This window comes from Winogradskya humida, assembly GCF_016862215.1.
Classification (GTDB): Bacteria; Actinomycetota; Actinomycetes; order Mycobacteriales; family Micromonosporaceae; genus Actinoplanes; species Actinoplanes humidus.
On the sequence record NZ_BOMN01000098.1, the window covers coordinates 65,622 to 85,659 of the forward strand.

The window sequence follows — 20,038 nt, forward strand, 5'->3', positions numbered from 1 at the left end:
GAGGCTGACATGACCGGAACCAGGGGCAATCTGCTGCCGGTGTACGTGCTGGCGGACGAGTCCGGGTCGATGGGCCCGTACATCCAGGATCTGAACCGGGGGCTGGCCGCCCTGCACGAGGCCCTGCTCGGTGAGCCGATGGCGGCGGCGAAGGTGCGGTTCTCCATCCTCGGTTTCGCCGACGACGTGCACGAGCGGCTGCGGCTCGCGGACCTGCGCCGCGAGAACGAACTGCCCGCCCTCTACGCCCGCGGCCGCACGAGTTACCACGCGGCGTTCACGACACTGCACCGGCGGATCCCCCAGGACGTTCAGGCCCTCAAGGCGGAGGGGTACGCCGTGCACCGCCCCGCCGTGTTCTTCCTCAGCGACGGCCAGCCGACCGACGAGAGCTGGCTCGACGCGTACGAGCTGCTCGTCGACCGCAACCGCACGCCCGGTGCGCCGAACATCATCGCGTGCGGCATCGGGCAGGTGGAGGCCGCCACGATCGTGCAGGTCGCCACGCAGCAGGAGTACGGCTTCGTCGCGATGGGCGGCGTGGATCTCGGCGCGGCGATCGCCCAGTTCTGCACCGCGCTCACGAAGAGCATCGTCGAGTCGGGCCGCGCGCTCGGGTCCGCGCAGCCGGAGCTCGTCGTGCAGCAGCCGGCCGGTTTCCGCATGGCGATCGATGTGGTCTGAGGTGACCGCCGACCCGTTTCCCGCCGAGGACTGGCCGTCCGCGGACGAGGCCCGGCACGCCGCCACGAACGGCACCGTCTACCGGGCGGAGAGCGTGCACGCGCCACGACGGGCGCGGAAGCTGATCTGGGAGGCTCGCGAGATCGGCGTACCCATCACCGATTTTGAACCGAAACCGGCGGACTCCGCGTCCTACCGCCCGGACTCGATCGCGGACGGATGGTCGACCGACCACTTCACGGTCAGGGTCGCGTCGGTGCGCGGCTACACCCACCGTTTCCGGGGTACGCCGCGACAGGACGACGTCGCGGTCAGCCATCACCAGCCGACCGGTGCCGTGGTGTTCGCGGTCGCCGACGGCGTGTCCGCGGCGCCCCACTCGCACATCGGGGCGACCTCGGCCTGCCGCGCGGCGGTCACGCAGATCCTCGCCGACCTGACCCAGGGCACGCCGGTGGACTGGCAGAACGTCGTGCGCCAGACCGCGTGGCAGCTGATCGAGCAGGCCCGCGCCGTGCTGGGCGTCCCGGCGCTCGATCCGGAGGAGGCGGAGCGCGAGGTCGCCACGACGCTGGTCGCCGGTCTGGTCCTGCCGACGCGCTCCGGCCCGATGGCGAAGATGATCCAGGTGGGTGACAGCAGTGCGTGGATTCTGCACGGCCGCTCGTACAGGTGCCTGCTCGACGCGAAGTTCTCCGCCGACGACGAGGTCTTCAGCTCGGCGGTGACGGCGCTGCCGCGGGTGCCGCACGTGACGCCGCGTGGCGGCCCGCTGGATCCCGGCGGGGTGCTTCTGGTGGGCACCGACGGCTTCGGTGATCCGCTCGGTGACGGGAGCGGCGACGTCGGCACCTACTTCGCCGCCGCGCTGCGCCGGCCGAGTCCCCCGCTGTCGTTCGCCTACGACCTGGATTTCTCCCGGGAGACGTTCGACGACGACCGGACCCTGCTGGCGATCTGGCCGCGGGACGACGCCGAGCAACCGCGATGACCAGCACCGTCGAGGGCCTCGACCGGGCGGCGCTGCGCGATCTGAAGGAGATCGGCAAGGGCGGTCAGGGCCGGGTCTGGGCCACGGACGCGGTCCGGATCAACCAGGCCTGGCCCGCGGTCTACAAGGAGTACGAGGGTGAGGTCATCGCCGGGCTCGACGCCACCCAGTTGAGCCGGATGGTGTCCTTCGTGGAGGAGCTGGCGCCGGAGGACGGGCGCTGGCTCTGCCACCAGGCGGCGTGGCCGGCCGCGGTTGTGTGGCACGACGGCCTGGTCCGCGGTTTCCTGATGCGGCGCATCCCCTCCGACTTCGAGCTGCTGCTCCCCCCAAGGGACGGCGCCCGGCAGCGCCGCCCGGCGGGGCTGCAGTTCCTGCTCAACCCGGACGACTATCTGGCCAAGATGGCGATCCCGGTCGACGACCGCAAACGGTTGCTGCTGCTGGCGGCGCTGGCGGAGACCCTGGCCCGCTTCCACGCGCTCGAGGTCGTCGTCGGGGACCTGTCGCCGAACAACCTGCTGTTCCACCTCGCCGAGGAACCGGCATGCTTCTTCCTCGACTGCGACGCCATGCGGTTGCGCGGCGACTCGGTGCTCGATCAGGCCGAGACCCCGGACTGGGAGGTCCCGGCGCCGGAGCCGCTGGCCACGCCGGCCTCGGACGCGTACAAATTCGGGCTGCTGGCGATCCGGCTGTTCGCCCGCGACCAGTCCGCCCGCGACCCGGCGGCGCTGACCGCGATCTCACCGGACCTGGGTGAGCTCGCACAGCGCAGCCAGTCGCTGGTCCCCGCGGAACGGCCGGCCCCCGCCGACTGGCTCCCGGCGTTGCGGGCGGCCGCGACCCCGGGCCTGACAACAGGGGTCCCGGTACGCACCCTGCCCCCTGCTCCGGCTCCGCTCCTCCCGCCGCCCCCTGCCGCGCCGCCGAAACGCCGGCTCAAGCTAGCCATGGCGTTCGCGCTGGTGATCCTCGCGTCGGTGGGCGTCACCGTGGCATTGGTCGGCCAGGACCACGAGCGCCCGGCGGCACTCCCGACGGCCGCCGAGACGACTTTCACGACGCCTGAGACTGCGGAAACGACCTACGTTCCGGAGCCCGTCGTGACGGCAGCGGCGAGCGGCATCGTCTCCTACGACGCGGTTTCCGGCGACCCGGAGGGCGTGGCCGTGGCACAGACGTTCGCCCAGTACTTCGAGGCGATCAACGTCCGGGACTGGCCCGCCGCACTGGCGTTCTACGACCCCGCCGGCGTCGTGGACCCCGGCTCGACCAAGCAGCGCAACGCGTTCATCGACTCCATGTCGACCACCACCGACCGCGAAGCCACTGTGGACTCCGTCGTCCCGGCCGGCGGCGAGACCCTGGCCGCGGTCCGGTTCATCAGCGAACAGGAGGCCGGTTATGGCCCGAAACCTGACACCGAGCAGACCTGCACCCAATGGTCCATCACCTACCGCCTCACCGGCTCCGCCGCGGCGGGCTACCGGATCCTGCGAGCCAGAGAAGCCCAGCACCAGGCATGCTGAGCGGATGACACCCGGTCACCCGGCAGAACCCTTCTGGTACGCCCTGACCGACCAGCACCGCGCCGAGCTCCGCGAGATGGGCACCCGCAACGACTACCACCCGGAGACCGTCGTCATCCGCGAGGGCGAACGGACCGACTTCGCCTTCGTCGTGATGGACGGCTGCGTGAAGATCTCCGCCACCGGCCGCCACGGCTACCAGACCATCCTCGGCCTCCGCGACGCCGGCGAACTCGTGGGCGAACTCGCCGGCCTCGACGGCGGCCGCCGATCCGCCACGGTCTCGGCCCTCAGCGCGGTGGAGGGCCTCCTGCTGCCCGCCGACCGCTTCACCCCGTTCCTGCGCCGCCACCCCACGGCCGCGGCGATCCTGCACCGAACAGTCTCCATGCGGCTCCGCGAGGCGGACCGCTACCGCTCGGCGGCCGGCTCGGAGGCGGTCCCACAGCGCTTCGCCGCCCTCCTGCTCCACCTCGCCAAACGCTACGGCCTGCAGGTCGACGGCGGCGGCGTCCTGATCGACCTACCGTTGTCACAGGAGGACCTGGCCGGCCTGATCCTCACCTCAAAACGCACCCTCGGCCGCATCCTGGAAGGCTGGCGAACAGACGGCATCATCGTCACGGGCCGCCGCACGATGCTCCTGCACTCGCTGGACGCGCTCCGCACCATCGCCCGCAACAACCCCTAGATCTGCAGATAGGTCCGGTTGGGATACCCATACTGCCGGGCGATCGGGTTCCACAGCTCCGCGACACGCTTCTTCGCCGCGGTGGCCTTCTTCGACTCGGCATCCCCCTCGGCCCGGTCGGCACCCTTCATCACCGCGGACCCGCAGCCCCTGTCATCAGCCTCGGCCGCCCACCGCGCGTACGCGTCATCCGCGGCCTGTGAATGGCTCAGCGCACTCAGCAGCTCAGACTTGAGCTCAACGCCCCCGGGCAGCAACCCGGCCTGCAACGCACCCGCGCGCTCCAGCGCAGCCCCGCGAGCAGTCGCCGCGCCACGCAGATCGGACGCAGCGGCCGACAGCTTCCGGCACTCCTTGACGTCAGTCACCGCAGCAATGACCCGCTCCCGGTCACGCCCCGACCCAGCAAGCAACTGCGTAAAGCCGTTCGCCTGCTCAGCAGCGGTCTGCTCGGTGGTGTTGCTGCGCATCGTGTCGAGGGCGGCGCGCACGAACCCGGCGCAGGAGGACACCTGCGGTGCGCAGAACGCGAGCAGCGTGAGGAGCAGCGCGTACCGGATGATTTTTCCCGGCCGCATGCCCCGCACCCGCCGCCCGGTCCAGCGCCCCGCCGACCGCGCAGCACGGGCGGCCGGTCCCGGGCCGGCAGGAACCACGGGCTGCGCGGGAACCCGCAAGGCCTCCAATGCCCGGCACCAGTCCCGCATGGGCGGACGGCTTGCCGGGCCGCCCGCCAGGCTCCGGACGGTGAGGGCGTGCACGGCAATTCCGGCGCGGCGCACGGCGGTGGTGTCGGTGGTGCTCTGGTCACCGGCGAACAGCCGCGCGCACAGCAGGCCGAACTTGTAGACGTCCGAGGCCGGCGTCGCCTGCGGTTCGCCCGGCAGCGTCTCCCAGTCCGGGGTGTCCGCCTGTGCGAGCACCGTCGCGCCCCGCAGCCGCATCGCGTCGCAGTCGATGAAGAAACACCGTGGACGCCCGGCCAGGCTGAAGAACAGGTTGTTGGGTGACAGGTCACCGACCACCACCCCGAGGCGGTGGAACGTCTCCAATGTCTCTGCGATGTCCCGCAGGATCTCCAGGCGGAGCCGGTCATCGACAGCCAGCTCACGGGCCGCGAGGAAGGCATCGTCGTTGAGCAGCAACTGCACCTGGGCGAGCTTCATCCGGTGGCCGCTAGGGAAACGCATCCGGACCTGGAAACGCGGCGGGACGCAGGGCATCGTGAAACCGACGACCCGGCCGTCACGCACGACCACCGCCGTCGGCCAGGCGGCTCGCTCCCCCACCAGGGCGGCGTCACGCGGCGGCACCGCGGCGAGAAACCGGACCATCCCGGTCAGGGCCTGCTCGTTGAGTTCCGCCAGGTGCAGGGCCGCATATTCCTTGTACGCCCACGGCGGCGCCCCCGGCACCAGATAGACGGTCCCCTGCCCACCCGATCCGAGCGTCGTCGCCAGCGTCCCGAGCGTCTCCCTGGCGATCCGGTCAGCCGGCATGTCGCTCCCCTCGGATCAGAACCCACGCCGGTTCGGCGCCCGGCAGCGGCACGAACGCGTCCCGTTCGACCTGCCGGTAGTTCTGACGGACAACCACGTCGTGGAAGGTCCGCGACGCGACATACACCAGCGCGCGGGTGTCGTCTGCCATCAGTCCGGCACGGGTGGCGGGGTCGTTCATCAGCCGGACGGCCTCGTCGACGGGTTCGCCGAGCCATCCCTGGTCGTCGCGGTGGCACAGCCCGAGCGCCACGGCGACCCGCAACCGCATCCGGTGCCGCTCCTGGTATTTCCTGGCGTGGTTGCCGAGCTCCCATTCGAGGTCGCGGATGAGCGGACCGGCCAGCAGGATCCCGCTGCCGCCGCCCGACGGCACCAGCAGCACCACACTGTCGCCGCGATCCAGCCGCTCGATCGTGTCCCAGTCCAGCCGCGCGGAGCGGCACGCGTCCTCGAGGATCCGGTAGAGGTCCGCGCGCAGGTTCATCCGCTCGGGGTTCGTCCGGCCGGCGGATTCCTGCAGGCCGGCCGCGACGACGTAGACGAGGTCCCCGCCGGCCGGCTCCTCCGCGCCCAGCGAACGTTCGACGTCCACGACGAGTTCGGCCGCGGCGGCGTCGACGGAGCGTTCCATAAACCGCAGGGTGGTGGCGTTCAGCCGGTCGGCGACGGCCGCGGCGACCGCCGACCCCAGCTCCTGAACCAGTGCCGGTGACTCGGTGAGAAGCCGGTCACGGACCTGGCGATCCGGCTCGGCGGGTGGCGCGGTGGTCGTTGCCAGCGCGTCGATCCGGTCACGCAACATGCGCAGCTCCGCCGTCCGCGCGGGCGGCTCGGGCGAGGCCTCCGCGACGATCACCGCGTACCGGAGCTGGCCGAGCACCGTCTGCCGGCGGCTGAGGGCGGTCTCGATCGCCGGGCGGACGAGCCGGGGGAAGCCGTCCGGGTCGACGACCCCGGCGACCGGGAGCACGGCGCGTTCCAGCACATAGGCGTCCAGCACGGCGTCGAGCGCGTCCCAGGCGTTCAGCCACGCCGGTTCGGTGATCGGTGGCGCGGCCCTTTCCAGGATCGCGACGAGGCGGGCCCACGCGTACGCCGCCTCGATCCTGGGCTGCCGCCACCGGGGTACGTGACTGTTCCGCAATGCCCCGGCCTGCCGGCCCAACTCGTCACTCACGACTTCCCGCGCGGAACGCACCCCGGCGGGATCGCCGTGGAAGAAGGCCAGCACCGCGTCCAGACCGGCCCCGTAGAGCGCCCCGTCCTCGGATTCCGCGAACGTGCGCCGCGCCTCGGCCAGCGCCGGTTCCGGGTCGCCCGCACGGGCCACGGTCACCTGGCGAAGCTGGTCGAGGCCGCACTCGTACGCCGCCGCGTCAGCAGCCTCCGGCACGCCGCGCAGCGCGGTGAGCGTGGCACGCAGATCCTGGCCGATCGTGCGGTCGAGCCCCCACACATCAAGAGCGGCGCCGACGAGCCGGGGAAGGCGCTCGGCATAGTCCGGGTCGAGGTCGGTCACCCTGTCCGGGGTCAGGAGCGTCAACGTGCGCAACGCCTTGCCGTGCCCCGCGACGGCTAGACGGAGCGCACCCTCGGCGAAGGCCGTCGCGAGGATCGGGTTCGTCGCGACGCACAGGTCATGTCCACGGAGAAGACAAGAATGCAACCGCGCACCGTACGCCCGGACGAAAGCACCCGACCCCAGCAACACATCGGTCGTGTCGAGCAGCTCGAGCATGCTCCGTTGCCCGGCGATTCCCTCCAGGACCTCGGTGACCCCGTCCTCGTCGAGTTCGTCCGGAGTCACCACAGCGGCTCGCCGGGCCCCGGCGCCGTGATGATCGTCGAGCCGGTCAGCGCCCGGCGCACGAGAGGCTCGTCGACGGTGGTGACAAGGATCTGCAACCCACGTGTGCCGGCGCAAAGCTGCTCCAGGGCCGTCAGCAACGCGGCCGCGTCGTCGTCCTGCACCTCCTCGGAGCGCGGGCTGTCGATCAGCAACAGGCCGGGGTGGGTGGCGACACCGCGTCGCTGCCCGCGGCGCAGCAACGCCACGACTACGGCGATCCGCAGCCGCAGCCGTTCACCCGGCGACTGGTTCTTGAACCATTCCTGCGGCCCGCCGGTCTTGTAGACCTGGATCCGCCCTGACCTGTCGACGGCGACCCGGTCGAGATTGCGGAAGCCGAACGTACGCGCCAGCGCCGCGATGTCGGTGTTCAGCTCGTCGAACAGCTCCTCGCCTGCCGCGGCCTGGTCCCCCGCGAGCAGCTCCACGGCGGCGTCGAGCACCACGCGTACGTCGTCGCGCCGTCGGTCCGGTGGCCCCGGCAACGCGTCCCACGCGCTCGCGGCGCCTTCCAGCCGGGCCACCAGGTCCCGGAGTTCCGCTCGGCGCCGCTCATACCCGCCGTCCCGCAGGGTGGCGAGGTCGTGTTCAGCCTCGGCGAGAGCGGCCCGCCGGTCGGCGGCGTAGGCCGCGGTCTCCTCACGGTGTGCCGATGCCAGTTCCTCGGCCTGCCGGCTGGCCTTCAACCGCCAGCGCGCCTCCTCCTCGGCCATCCCCACGTCGTCACGGTCCGGCTCGCCGGCGTCAACGGGCTCGGCGCAGACCGCGCAGATCCCGTGCTCCCGCTCAGCGGCGCGCCGTTCGGGTCGGATCGGATGCTCGCACCGGGGGCACGCCGCCGGGTCGAGACCGTGGAAGAACAGCCCTGCGCTGTGCTCCTCGAGCAGGTCGTTGAGCAGCTTCTCGTCCTGCTGCCGCTGCCACCGCAGCGCTTCGCAGGTCTCCCGCGCCTCACGCAGGCTCGCCTCGGCGGCAACCGCTTTCCCGGTCCGGGTGGAGACCTCGTCGAGCAGGGCCGCGGCCTGCGGCGGTTTCCGCAGCTGCGCCATTTCAGTACGCGCGGAGCCCAGCTGCACCAGCACCGCATTCCGCTGGGTCTCCATCAGCCGCCGCGTCCTCGCCGCGTCGCTGTCCGCGGCCCGCGCCGCCTCCTCCATCTGGTCCCGGGCGGTCCTGAGCCGTGTGAGCAACGCCGCGCCAGGAAGGTCGAGGAACACCTGCAGCAACCGGCCCGCGATCCCGCCCATGACCGTGTCACCGAGCAGCGCCGGATCACCTCCCGGTGGCAGGTAGAGGGCGCCGTAATAGGCGGGCCAGCCGTACGTCGCCCTGCCCGCGGCGGCGCGGCTGGACGACGACTCCAGCTCCTCCAAGTGCAGCAGCTCCATCATGAGCTTCTCGACCCGGTCCGCGAACGTGGCCGGTGTCGTCGCGTGCACGATCTCGACGATCTCCCCCGGCTGGGCGGTGTCGGCGCGGGCGAGCCGTTCCGGGTCGGGCCCGGACAGCACCCGGCCCTCGACCAGCTCACCGTCCCTGATGGACAACCGGAAGCCGAGCGGCCGCCCGCCGATCACCGCGTCGCAGTCGAGCCGGCTCAGCCAGCTGCGGACGACACCCTGCAGGTTGCCGCGCGGCGATCCGCGCAGGCACCAGGTGATCAGCTCGAGCACGCTGGTCTTGCCGCGCAGGTTGTCCGCCGCCAGAACGGTCAGGCCCGGGCCGAACACGATGTCGCGGTCGAACAGCCCCCGTGGCTCGACCGACCGGTCCCCGGCTATCCGCAGCCTGCGCAGCTGGACGGAGCGGGGCAGCGAATCGGTCAGCGCCGGGCCGAATCCCTGATCACGGAACACCCGCTCGACGGCGGGCACCGCCAGCCCGGTAGCCACGGCGACCCGGGTCGCGAGCTCCTCACCGCTCACGGCGTGCTCACCCCCACGGGCACGGCAAGGCGGCGCAGCCTCTCCCGGACCCGCTCGGCGATCGACCCAATGCGGTCACCGATCACCGTGTTCCGGTACTCGTCCTGCTCGTACTGCCGTTCCTTCAGGCGCGTGCCGCCCTGGCCCTCGGCGAACCGGGCGACGAGCCGGGTACGCCGCACGTAGTACCCGAACACCGGTGCCTCTCGCACGATCCGGTCGGCGGCCGCACGCCCCGGGCGCGTCAGGTAATAGTCGTGCCGGTGGACCCGGGCCTCGGTTCCGCGTTTGCGGCGCACCACGAGCCCGGCACTGCGCAGCACGGCGAGCGCGTCGTCCAGCGGCTCGTAGGCCCCGAAGAGGTAGCGCAGCATCGGGTACCGCCGGACCTGTGGCTCGTCGGACTCCAGGATCGCGGTCGCCTGGTCGAGGAACGTGACGTCGCCGGTCTGCTCGTACTCCGCCAGCAGCTCGTTGGCGAAGTACTCCGGGTTGCGAACCCAGAAGTCGAGTTTCTGCAGGCGTACCTGGCTGTGGAGGACGGCGACCGCGTCGGCCGGCGCGGGACCACCCGCAGGCTCGGGCGGCAGCGGCTCGGCGGCTGCGGTGATGATGAGCAGGATTCGGATCGCGTCCTGCCCGCGGCTGGTTTCGGGTTTTCCATCGACCCTGGTCGTGGACACGCGCCGCATTCTAGAAAACAAATCCACCCGGCCGCCACACCCCTGCGCATTTACCTCTGAACCGGCCGCGAGTGCCATAACAGTTCGTCCACGATGGCGGTCGGATATTCCGGCTGGTCTTTTCACACGATCGGCGGCATCGGGCACCGGAATCGTCCTTGTCTTCCGGTTGAAGCCACCGCAAAATCGACTCACCCATGACGTGTGAGGGATATTTCGTGGCGCAAGCCTGGACAGATCTTCCTCTGGACCGGCCCATCGGCCTGACAGGTCCGCAAGCGGGCACCCTGGCCCTGTCGATCGAGGTGTTGTCGCCGGGCGCACCGGCGATCATCACGTACGCCGCCGGTGCCGAGGAGCGGCCCGCGCAGATCATCGAGGCGCTGCTGGCCCAGCTCGACCGCACCGCCCGCGAGCTGTTCCCGGCGTGGCTCCCCGAGGCGCGGCGGCTCGACGGCGCGGCGGGAGCCGGAGCCGCGGCGGCCCGGTCGATGGCACTGCGTGCCGCCGAGCAGCGCGGGCACTACGGGCCGTTCCTGGCCGATCTGGCCGAGCGAGCGCTGTCCCGGCAGGCCCGGCCCGGTGGCAGGCTCAGCGCCGAGATCCGGGCGGCGGGTCTCGCCAGGGTCATCGCCGCCAGCTTCGACCGGGACCGGACCGCCCTGCTCGTACGCGTACCCGTCGCCCTCCCCGTCCCCGCTGAGCAGGCCCTGGTCACCGCGGCCCGCTGGTTCTGCGACGCCGGCGGGTTCGGCGTCTGGTTCACCGGCGCCCCGCTGAGCTCCGCCGACACAGTGGAGACCATCCCCTTCAGCACCCCCGGCCGCACGGCCCTGCTGGCCGGCGATCCCACCGAGGTCCCCACCCCGGCCGGCAGCGTCAGCTACCCGCCGATCGCGGGCCGCCCGCACCCGGCGAGCCACGCCGAGCAACTACTGGAGACCGCCCTGAGCACCGCGCCCTGGGCCACCGGCCGGCAATGGAACCAGCCCTACCAGGTCCACCCGCTGACCAGCCCGGTCCGCCTCGACCTGCTCTGGAGCCGCGAGCGCTGCATCGTCGAGATCGACGGCCCGGAGCACCGCCAGCCCGCCCAGTTCGCCGCGGACCGCCAGCGCGACGTCCTGCTGCACCTCGCCGGATACACCGTCCTGCGCTTCACGAACAGCCAGATCACCCAGCACCACGACCTGGTCCTGTCCCAGATAAGACAACTCCTCGACGGCCGCCGTGCCGAAAATCATGAAAGGGCCCCTCATGCCTGACCTGAAACTCACCCTCCCCGAACGATCATTACTTCTGATCCTGATGGCCGAGAACGCCGAACTGTCCAACCCCGAAATCAAGACACAATTCTCGGCAGGCCTGCAGCTCACCGGCAAAAGCAGAATCAAACTCGTCGATGCCAAATTGATCGAGTGCCGCAAGGGTGACCGCGGCGCCTACTTCTTCACCCTCGGCGAGGCCGGCTGGGCCTGGTGCCGCGACGAATTGACCAGCACCGAGATCCCCGCCGGCAACACCCCCGGCCAGGCCCTCTACTCGATCCTGCACGGCCTCGACCGCTACCTGTCCAGCACCACCCACAGCCTGGCAAACATCTTCGGCGGCCAGCCCTCCACGGACCATCCCCACACCCCGGAACCACCCGCAACCGCCGAACCGGTCCCCGCCGACGTGATCGAGCTGCTCGTCCGGCGCGCGTACAAGAAGATCGCCGACCCCGCGGGCAGCTGGATCGGCCTCGCCGACCTCCGCGACCACCTCACCGAGCTCCACCGCACCGACCTCGACGGCGTCCTGCGCCTGATGGCCCGCATCCCCGGCGTCCGCATCGAGGAAGAGACCAACCAGAAGGCTTTGACCCCCCGCGACCGCGACGCCGCCATTTCCATAGGGTCCCGGCCTCAGCATGTGCTGGCGATCGAGTCGCTATGACGGATACCGGGCTCAAGGCGCTCACCGGTCTGCGGATCAGCTTCGCGCCCACCCGCGACGATGTCTGGCGCCGATCGGAGTTCCACGTCGACACCCTGCACCGCGACGTGGCCGACGCGGTCCTCGATGCAATCGGCGACGCCAGGGAAAGCACCTCCGCGAGCCCACTCGGTCTCGTGGTCCAGGGCCCCCGGGGGTCCGGTAAGACTCATCTCCTCGGCTGGGTCCGCGAACAGGTCCAGCGCCAGGACGGCTACTTCTTCCTGGTCAGTCTCGTGGAGGGAGTCCCGTTCTGGCAGAACGTAGCCCACTCCATGCTGGATGGACTGAAGCGTCAGGTCGAGGGTCATGAAACACAGTTGCGGGTCTTCCTGCGCCGGCTCACCCTGCTCATCGGTGTGCCTTTCGAGGCCCGGCAGGCCATCCTCGGCGATGGTGAACTCACCCGGGATGCCATAGAAGCCTTGGTGAAGGCACTACATGAGTTCGACCCCTCAGTGGCGAGCAATTGCCGGCACACGGTCCGTGCTCTGGCACTCTTCAACGCCGGCGATTACCGGGCGAGCGAGGTCGGCAACGGTTTCCTGCTCTCCGACGAGGAGTGCGAACCAGGCGAACGAGCTCCGTGGGGTCTGCTACGACGGGCGCACCCCGCCGAACGAATCGTCAGCGAGCTCTCCTGGCTGTTGGCCCTCACTGGCCCCTCGGTCATCGGTATCGACCAGATCGACGGCCTGTTGGCCCCGATGGTGAAGGCGATGCAGAACCATCAGAGGTCGGAGAGCCGCGATTCGGTGACACTCGACCACGTCGCCAACGGGCTGATGGATCTGCGCGAGAAGACCCACCGCACGCTGACCGTGATCGCTGCCCAGCACTCCACCTGGGAGATGATCCGCAAGTATGCGATCGCCGCGGTGCAGGACCGCTTCGTGGCTCGGCAGAACCTCGGCCGGATCCCCAGTGCCGGGGTAGCACGCGCGTTGGTGGCTAAGCGGCTGGAGCAGCACTTCCACACAATGTCTTTCCAGCCGCCCTATGCCACCTGGCCGATCCGCGATGACGCCTTCGACCAAGCGGTCGACTTCATGCCGCGTGAGCTGCTGAAGTCTGTCGCCGCGCACATCGCGTTCTGTCTCGAGAAAGGCGTCGTCCGCGAGCTGACCACCCTAAGTGTCTCCGATGAGGTGCCTACCTATGAGCCACCGGTAGTCCCGGCGTCCAGTCTCGACGAGATGGACCGGCGGTTCGAGCAGCTCAGGGCATCGGCGGACATCGGGCGGGCCCTCACCCGCGATGCCGAGGACACCGAGTTACCCGGCCTGCTCGCCGCCGGGCTGCAGGCGTGGATCATCGAGCACGGCGATGCGGGGCTGACGTTCGAGCAGGATCCGCCGCCCAGTACGAAGCCGGCGCTGCATGCCCGGCTGCGGCGGACGATCAACGAGGAGACCGAGGAGGAGTCGCACTGGGGTTTCCGCGGGATCTCCCCGGAGTATCACCCGACCGCCGTACTCAACCGGCTCCGCAAGGCCTGCACCGAAGCGGGCCTGGCCGGCGGGGTGGCCAACCGCCGGGTGTTCGTGCTGCGCGGCACCGCGTGGCCGCAGACTCCGAAGAACGTGGAGGCGGTAGCGGCGTTCGAAGCGGCGGGCGGGCGGCGGCTGACGGCCGGCGACGACGATCTGCGTACCCTCTGGGCCCTGCGTGACCTGCTCGCCAAGTCCTCACCCGACCTCCCGGCCTGGCTGATGGCACGCAGACCGACCCGCACGATCGCCTTCCTGACCGAAGCACTGACCGACGCCACCACCGGCCTGGCCACCACCATCACCGCCGAGCCCACCGTCGCCCCCGAGCCCACAAACCCCGAGCCCGCCGCCATCACTCGTGAGCCCCCGCACCCGGAGCCACCCGTGTTCGCCGGGCCGGGGTTCTCCCTGGGCACCTCGTTCGACACCGGGCAGCCGGTGATGGCTGGCCTGGAGGCGCTGCGCAAGCACATGGCGATCTTTGCCGGCTCCGGGTCGGGAAAGACCGTGCTGCTGCGCCGGGTGATCGAGGAGTGCGCGCTGCAGGGCGTCTCCGCGATCGTCCTGGACCCCAACAACGACCTGGCCCGGCTCGGCGACGCCTGGCCGGAACCACCGGCTGGCTGGGCGGAGGGGGACGCGGAGAAGGCCCGGGACTACCTCGAGAACACAGACGTCGTGGTCTACACCCCACGCCGGTCCGCGGGGCGCCCGATCAGTTTCCAGCCGCTGCCCGCGTTCCATGAGCTGATCGACGATCCCGACGAGTTCGAGGCGGCGATCGACTCGGCGCTGGCGACGCTCGCCCCGCGCGCAAAGGTAAGTGGCAGCACCGTCAAGGCCGAGCGAGGCCGGGCCGTGCTCAAGGAGGCGCTGGACCATTACGCGCGGCGGCACCGGGAGACGACGCTGCGTGGGTTCATCGGGATGCTCGACGAGTTGCCGGAGTCGGTGAGCAGCCTCGGGGAGGGGGCGGTCAAGGTCGCCGCCGAGCTGGGGCAGGCTCTGACGGCGGCGATGGTGATAGACCCGCTGTTCGGGGGCGCCGGCACGGCGGTGGATCCGGGGGAACTGCTCACTCCGCGTACGGGTAAACGGGCCCGGGTCTCCGTAATCAGCCTGATCGGTCTGCAGGGTGAGGACCAGCGGCAGAGTTTTGTGAATCAGCTGCAGATGGCGTTGTTCGCCTGGGTCAAGAAGAACCCCGCCGGTGATCGCCCGCTGGGCGGCCTGTTCGTGATGGACGAGGCGCAGACCTTCGCGCCGTCCGGGGTGATGACCGCCTGTACCCGCAGCACCCTGTCGCTGGCGTCGCAGGCCCGCAAGTACGGCCTGGGCCTGGTGTTCGCGACCCAGTCCCCGAAGGGACTGCACAATCAGATCCCCGGCAACGCGGCGACGCAGAGCTACGGCCTGATGAACGCGCCCGTCCAGATCGAGTCGGCCCGGGAGATGGCTCGCGCCAAGGGCGGTGACGTGCCCGGCATCTCTCAGCTTCGGACCGGCGAGTTCTACATCGCCCTGGAAGGTCAATCCTTCACGAAGGTACGCACACCGCTGTGCCTGAGCCACCACCCGAAGAGCCCGCTGACGACCGAGGAGGTGCTGGAGCGGGCCCGCGCAGAATGAGCCCGTGGATGACGACAAGACGCAGGAGTTACGGACAGCGCACGACGCCCTCGCGGATTTCTATGTCGGGCATCTGGCCGGCTGGCTGGAGGACATGCCCGTCGAGCGGTCGGTGCTCAGCCTGTTCGGTGAGCTGACTCTCGCCGCGGAGCTGGGTGCCGATGTCGCGGACGTCGGTTCGGGGACCGGCCGGCTCGCGCCGTACCTGATGGGGCTCGGTCTTCGCCCGCACGGGGTTGATCTGTCGCCCGAGATGGTCCGGGTGGCCCGGCGTGACCACCCGGACGCCACGTTCGACGTCGGTGATCTGCGTGCGCTGCCGTTCGCGGACGCCTCGCTCGCCGGGGTGGTCTGCTGGTATTCGCTGATCTTCCTCGCACCCGCCGACCGGCCGGTGGCGTTCCGCGAGCTGGCCCGGGTGGTGCAGCCCGGCGGCTACCTGGTGACCGCGTGGAAGCCCGGGGACGGCACGCTGCGGCGCATCGGCGCCAGCTCGGTGGAGTTCGATCGGTACTGGCTGTCCGTCGACGAGATGGAGAGCCGGCTCGCCGGGGCGGGTTTCACGACGGTGTTCTGGGGTGGCCGACCCGCCGACGAGCGGGAGACCGCGCCGCAGAGCTATCTGATCGTGCAGAGAAATGGGGAGATTACGCCCGGGTGAGTGGGGCCGGGGCAAGGGCAAGGGTTTTCCCTGATTCGGTGACGTCCGTCGATGCTTAGCGTCACCTCAACGTCATCGAGGTAGGACTCACCGTCCACCGGACGTCCGACCACGCCCGACACCCCACGGGCGGAGAAGGAGCACCGAGTGAAATCCCGAATCCCGCTCATCGTCGCCCTGGCGGCCGGCACCGCGGCCGCGTCGGCCGCGGTCGTCGTCGCCGGGCCGGCGACGGCCCAGCCGCCGAGTCCGGCCGCCGCGCAGGCCAACGCCGCTTCGTCGGCCTCGGCGCTGATCGCCAGCCGCCCGAGCGCCCTGCACATCGGTGCGGACGACGGCTTCGTCCAGCGCCCGGTGATCTCCTCCGCCGGCATGCAGTACGTGCCCTACCTGCGCACGTACAAGGGTCTGCACGTAGACGGCGGCGACTTCGTGGTGATGACGGACTCCGCCGGCAACCAGAAGTACACCTCGGTCGCGCAGAGCCGCCCGATCACCGGCCTCTCCACCACCCCGAAGGTCACCAAGGAGGCCGCCTCGGCCGCCGCGGCCAAGCAGCTCAAGTCCGTCACCAAGGACGAGGGCACCGCGCTGGCCGTCCTGGCCCCGGAGGACGCGGAAGCGTCGCTGGTGTGGCAGACCACCGTCTCGGGTGTCGGCGCCGATGGCCCGAGCCGGCTCACCGTGGACGTGGACGCCCTCACCGGCAAGGTCGTCAAGACCACCGAGCATGTCTCGGACGTGAGCGGCACCGGCACCGGCTGGATCAACGGCGCGGTCACGCTCAACACCACGCTCTCCGGCTCGACCTACTCCCTCAAGGACCCGGTCCAGACGACGCTGAGCTGCCAGGACGCCTCGACCAACACCACGTTCTCCGGCACGGACAACGTGTGGGGCACCGGCGTCGGCACCAGCAAGGAGACCGGCTGCGTCGACGCGCTCTACGTCGCGCAGAAGCAGACCGCGATGCTCTCGGCATGGCTCGGCCGTAACGGCCAGAACGGCAGCGGCGGCGCGTGGCCGATCCGCGTCGGCCTGAACGACCAGAACGCGTACTACGACGGCACCCAGGTCCAGATCGGCAAGAACACCGCCGGTCAGTGGATCGCCTCGGCGGACGTCGTGGGCCACGAGCTCGGTCACGGCATCGACGACAACACCCCCGGCGGCATCTCCGGCAACGGCACCCAGGAGTTCGTCGCCGACACGCTCGGCGCGGCGACCGAGTGGTACGCCAACAACCCGAACGACGCCCCCGACTACCAGGTCGGCGAGGAGGTCAACCTCGTCGGCAGCGGCCCGATCCGCTACATGTACAACCCCTCGCTCGCGGGCGACGACAACTGCTACTCCAGCAGCACCCCGAGCGACGAGGTCCACGCGGCCGCGGGCCCCGGTAACCACTGGTTCTACCTGCTCGCCCAGGGCACCAGCGGCAACGGCCAGCCGGCCAGCACCACGTGCAACAGCACCACGGTCACCGGCGTCGGCATCCAGAACGCCATCAAGATCATGTACAACGCGATGCTGCTCAAGACGTCCAGCTCGTCGTACCTGAAGTACCGCACCTGGACGCTGACCGCGGCCAAGACGCTCTTCCCGAGCGACAACTGCGTCACGTTCAACACGGTCAAGGCCGCCTGGACCGCCGTCAGCGTCCCGGCGCAGACCGCCGACCCGACGTGCACCGGCGGCACCACCTCGTCGCCGACCGCCTCGCCGACGACCTCCGCACCGCCGTCGGGTGCCTGCACCGGCACCAACTCCACCGCCGTCTCCATCCCGGACGCCGGCTCGGCGGTCACCAGCAGCATCGCCCTGGTCTGCGCCCGCGCCGCGTCGTCGACCTCGACCGTCGCGGTCAACATCACCCACACCTACCGCGGTGACCTGAAGATCAACCTGATCGCACCGGACGGCAGCAGCTACACCCTGAAGAGCAGCAGCAGCTCGGACAGCGCCGACAACGTGAACACGACCTACACGGCCAACCTGTCGAGCGAGACGGGGACCGGCACCTGGAAGCTCAGCGTGCAGGACGTCTACTCGTCCGACACCGGCACCCTCAACAGCTGGTCGCTCACCATCTGATCCACCCCGTAGTTCCGCGGGCCCGGCGCACTCGCGCCGGGCCCGCACCCATTTCCATCGGGACCCCTGCTTGTAATGAAAATGGTTTCCAATAAGATAACCCCATGACCCACGCTCCCCGCGTCACCGTCCTGGCCGGCTTCTCCTCCGCGGCGACCGCTGCGGTCGCCCGCGCGTTACTGGTCACGGACCCGTCCCTGGTCCTGCTGACCCACGACCTCTCCGCCGTACGCGAGGGAGTGGTCCGCCGCACGATCCGCACCGCCGCCGAAGTCCTCGAAACCGCGGAAACGCACCTGGTCCACGGCTGCGCCTCCTGCGCCGTTCGCGAGGACGTCCTGCCCGCCCTCGTGCGCCTGAGCCAGGAACGACCGGACAGCGACATCATCCTGGCCCTGCCCCCGGCCATCGAGCCGGAACTGATCCGCACGGCCACCGTCCACTTCGACTCGTTCGTCACGGTGGTCGAGGCCGGAACGTTCCTCGACGACCTGACCACCACGGACGAGCTCACCCACCGCGACCTGCACGCCGCCGACAACGACCACCGCGGCGTGGCCGACGTCCTCACCCGCCAGATCGAGTCCGCCGACACGATCGTCGTCTGGGGCACCCCCGACCACCTGCACGACGCCCTGCTCCACCGCCTGGCCCCCTGGGCAGCCCAGGTACGCGTCGGTGACACCCCCACCGTGAACTGCACGGAACTGGCCGCCCAGCTTTTGCGCAGCGACCGCCACAACCCCGCTGTCCCCGCCACCCCGGCCCGCGCCCTCGAGGGCTACCCCCTCGGCCTGCACGACCCGGCCGGCGACCACGGCGTCAACGCCGTCCTGTTCGAGGCCCGCCGCCCCTTCCACCCGGACCGCCTGCACGATGCCCTCGACGACCTGACCGGCATGCCCGTCCGCGGCCGCGGCCAGCTCTGGATCGCCACCCGCCCCGCCACCGCGATCAGCTGGGAATCCGCGGGCGGCGGCCTCCTGCTCGGCAACCTGGGCCACTGGCTGACGGCGCTCCCCCGCGATCGCTGGCCCGAGGCCTCACCCATGCGCCGGCTCGCCGCGGACCTGACGTGGGACCCCTACTACGGCGACCGCCGCACCGTCCTGTCGTTCGTGGGCCTCGGCCTGGACGCCCCCGCGCTGACCGCCCTCCTGAACGACTGCCTGCTCACCGACCAGGAACTCGCCGAGGGAATGGAATCCTGGCAGACCCTGCCAGACCCCTTCGCCGACGTCATTCCCCTGGTCTCCTCGCCCGCCGCGTGACAGCAGGCACCCCGATCAGCTCAGCGACCGATACAGGGTCTGCATCGAGCGAACGGCCGACCGTACCTCCTGCAGAATCTGGAACGTACGAGGCTTCGCCACCCAGCGACTGCTCCCCGTGTCGAGTCCGACCGTATCCACCGCGCAGCCGAAGCCCAGACCGAGGATCCGGACCGCGTCGCAGTGCTGGAAGGGCACGAACAGATCCGAGGTCACCAGCAGCAGCCGACGGGTACGGGGCTCAGGCTCGACAATGCCGGCCCATCCGATCAGGGTGTCCACGGTATTGGCACGCCGGCCCGGGTCGGTGGAGGGCGCAGCCAGCACGTGGATCGGCGTCGACGCCGCAGCGTACGTGCGGATCCACCACGGCTGCTCGACGGCGTTCACGCCGTCGCGGATCGACGGCGATGCGCTCAGGCCGAACGCCCGGCGGAGCCCCTCGTCCACGGCGTCGCCCTCGGTGAGACCGTCGCGCAGGCCAAAATCGCGGATGTCGTCGGTGGACGCGTTCAACGGACGCATGCTGCCGAGTCCCACGACGGAGGAGACACTGACCCCGTCCCGCAGCAGCCTGGCAGCGAACTCGGCGCGAGCGACCATCGTGCGTACGGTGCCGCCCAGCACCAGCACGTGGTCGTATTTCCGCAACGGAGGCGAGTGGCGACCCGCCAGACCGAGCGAGGCCGCCGCCGAGCGGATCAGCGCATCGGCAGACGGGAGAAAGGACTCGCCGACCGCCTGCTGGCGTTCGAGACCGTTCCGGTAATCCCAACGACGGCCCGAGAACCGTTCCAGATCATCGAGCAGCTCGGCCACCGGACCGTCGAACGGCGCCGTATGCCCGAATTCCGCCACCAGAGCACGCATCGCCGGCGACGCCGCCCACGCCGCGACCGCACCGGCCATCTCGGACGGATCGGCACCGGGCTCGCAGGCCGGCAGGGTCACCGCGGGGAACACGGCCGTCGTCACGCGATTATCGTCCTAGTCTCTGAATAATGTGCGGCACCTAAACGCAGAATGGCCCACCCCTGAAGGGGTGGGCCATTCATC

Annotated in this window: 15 protein-coding genes; 10 read left to right on the forward strand and 5 right to left on the reverse strand. The window is 70.4% G+C overall.

What is annotated here, in order from left to right:
• Positions 1-9 precede the first annotated feature (9 nt).
• Genes Ahu01nite_RS34415 through Ahu01nite_RS34430 form a run of 4 tightly spaced genes read left to right on the forward strand, consistent with a single transcriptional unit; the run spans position 10 to position 3,898 of the window.
• Positions 10-684, forward strand: a complete 675-nt coding sequence (locus Ahu01nite_RS34415; RefSeq protein WP_203840890.1) for a vWA domain-containing protein — start codon at positions 10-12, stop codon at positions 682-684.
• A 1-nt stretch (position 685) separates the two neighbouring features.
• Positions 686-1,675 (forward strand): protein phosphatase 2C domain-containing protein, encoded by a 990-nt coding sequence (locus Ahu01nite_RS34420; protein ID WP_203840891.1) that lies wholly within the window; start codon positions 686-688, stop codon positions 1,673-1,675.
• Positions 1,672-3,207: a hypothetical protein gene (locus Ahu01nite_RS34425; protein WP_203840892.1), complete on the forward strand. Its 1,536-nt coding sequence runs from the start codon at positions 1,672-1,674 to the stop codon at positions 3,205-3,207. Before Ahu01nite_RS34420 ends, Ahu01nite_RS34425 begins: the two co-directional genes overlap by 4 nt.
• A gap of 4 nt (positions 3,208-3,211) precedes the next feature.
• Positions 3,212-3,898: a Crp/Fnr family transcriptional regulator gene (locus Ahu01nite_RS34430; protein WP_203840893.1), complete on the forward strand. Its 687-nt coding sequence runs from the start codon at positions 3,212-3,214 to the stop codon at positions 3,896-3,898.
• Here the strand turns inward: Ahu01nite_RS34430 and Ahu01nite_RS34435 are convergent.
• Genes Ahu01nite_RS34435 through Ahu01nite_RS34450 form a run of 4 tightly spaced genes read right to left on the reverse strand, consistent with a single transcriptional unit; the run spans position 3,895 to position 9,857 of the window.
• Positions 3,895-5,397, reverse strand: a complete 1,503-nt coding sequence (locus Ahu01nite_RS34435) for a hypothetical protein (RefSeq protein WP_203840894.1) — start codon at positions 5,395-5,397, stop codon at positions 3,895-3,897. The two genes, Ahu01nite_RS34430 and Ahu01nite_RS34435, sit on opposite strands and share 4 nt — an antisense overlap.
• A complete protein-coding gene (locus Ahu01nite_RS34440; RefSeq protein ID WP_203840895.1) occupies positions 5,387-7,210 on the reverse strand; it encodes a hypothetical protein in 1,824 nt (607 codons plus the stop codon). The genes Ahu01nite_RS34435 and Ahu01nite_RS34440 overlap by 11 nt, the downstream gene beginning before the upstream one ends.
• Positions 7,204-9,174 (reverse strand): ATP-binding protein, encoded by a 1,971-nt coding sequence (locus Ahu01nite_RS34445; RefSeq protein ID WP_203840896.1) that lies wholly within the window; start codon positions 9,172-9,174, stop codon positions 7,204-7,206. The genes Ahu01nite_RS34440 and Ahu01nite_RS34445 overlap by 7 nt, the downstream gene beginning before the upstream one ends.
• Positions 9,171-9,857 (reverse strand): hypothetical protein, encoded by a 687-nt coding sequence (locus tag Ahu01nite_RS34450; protein ID WP_239159356.1) that lies wholly within the window; start codon positions 9,855-9,857, stop codon positions 9,171-9,173. The genes Ahu01nite_RS34445 and Ahu01nite_RS34450 overlap by 4 nt, the downstream gene beginning before the upstream one ends.
• A 218-nt stretch (positions 9,858-10,075) precedes the next feature.
• Here Ahu01nite_RS34450 and Ahu01nite_RS34455 point away from each other — a divergent pair, with 218 nt between their 5' ends.
• The 6 genes from Ahu01nite_RS34455 (at position 10,076) to Ahu01nite_RS34480 (ending at position 18,982) form a co-directional block, all read left to right on the forward strand.
• A complete protein-coding gene (locus Ahu01nite_RS34455) occupies positions 10,076-11,122 on the forward strand; it encodes an endonuclease domain-containing protein (protein WP_203840897.1) in 1,047 nt (348 codons plus the stop codon).
• Positions 11,115-11,795, forward strand: a complete 681-nt coding sequence (locus Ahu01nite_RS34460) for a hypothetical protein (RefSeq protein ID WP_203840898.1) — start codon at positions 11,115-11,117, stop codon at positions 11,793-11,795. Before Ahu01nite_RS34455 ends, Ahu01nite_RS34460 begins: the two co-directional genes overlap by 8 nt.
• Positions 11,792-14,956, forward strand: a complete 3,165-nt coding sequence (locus tag Ahu01nite_RS34465; RefSeq protein ID WP_203840899.1) for a helicase HerA domain-containing protein — start codon at positions 11,792-11,794, stop codon at positions 14,954-14,956. Before Ahu01nite_RS34460 ends, Ahu01nite_RS34465 begins: the two co-directional genes overlap by 4 nt.
• A 4-nt stretch (positions 14,957-14,960) precedes the next feature.
• Positions 14,961-15,617 carry a class I SAM-dependent methyltransferase gene (locus Ahu01nite_RS34470; protein ID WP_239159357.1) on the forward strand — a complete coding sequence of 219 codons (657 nt, stop codon included), beginning with the start codon at positions 14,961-14,963 and terminating at the stop codon, positions 15,615-15,617.
• A gap of 147 nt (positions 15,618-15,764) precedes the next feature.
• Positions 15,765-17,711: a M4 family metallopeptidase gene (locus Ahu01nite_RS34475; protein ID WP_203840900.1), complete on the forward strand. Its 1,947-nt coding sequence runs from the start codon at positions 15,765-15,767 to the stop codon at positions 17,709-17,711.
• A gap of 104 nt (positions 17,712-17,815) precedes the next feature.
• Positions 17,816-18,982 (forward strand): CobW family GTP-binding protein, encoded by a 1,167-nt coding sequence (locus Ahu01nite_RS34480; RefSeq protein WP_203840901.1) that lies wholly within the window; start codon positions 17,816-17,818, stop codon positions 18,980-18,982.
• 15 nt (positions 18,983-18,997) lie between these two features.
• Here Ahu01nite_RS34480 and Ahu01nite_RS34485 read toward each other — a convergent pair whose 3' ends face one another.
• Complete coding sequence (locus tag Ahu01nite_RS34485; protein WP_203840902.1) at positions 18,998-19,957, reverse strand: hypothetical protein; 960 nt, start codon at positions 19,955-19,957, stop codon at positions 18,998-19,000.
• Between the last annotated feature and the right edge of the window lie 81 nt (positions 19,958-20,038).

Coding starts and splice junctions, on each gene's coding strand:
- Ahu01nite_RS34480 (WP_203840901.1), top strand. CDS start 17,816: ATGACCCACGCTCCCCGCGTCACCGTCCTGGCCGGCTTCTCCTCCGCG.
- Ahu01nite_RS34435 (WP_203840894.1), bottom strand. CDS start 5,397: ATGCCGGCTGACCGGATCGCCAGGGAGACGCTCGGGACGCTGGCGACG.
- Ahu01nite_RS34465 (WP_203840899.1), top strand. CDS start 11,792: ATGACGGATACCGGGCTCAAGGCGCTCACCGGTCTGCGGATCAGCTTC.
- Ahu01nite_RS34430 (WP_203840893.1), top strand. CDS start 3,212: ATGACACCCGGTCACCCGGCAGAACCCTTCTGGTACGCCCTGACCGAC.
- Ahu01nite_RS34415 (WP_203840890.1), top strand. CDS start 10: ATGACCGGAACCAGGGGCAATCTGCTGCCGGTGTACGTGCTGGCGGAC.
- Ahu01nite_RS34460 (WP_203840898.1), top strand. CDS start 11,115: ATGCCTGACCTGAAACTCACCCTCCCCGAACGATCATTACTTCTGATC.
- Ahu01nite_RS34425 (WP_203840892.1), top strand. CDS start 1,672: ATGACCAGCACCGTCGAGGGCCTCGACCGGGCGGCGCTGCGCGATCTG.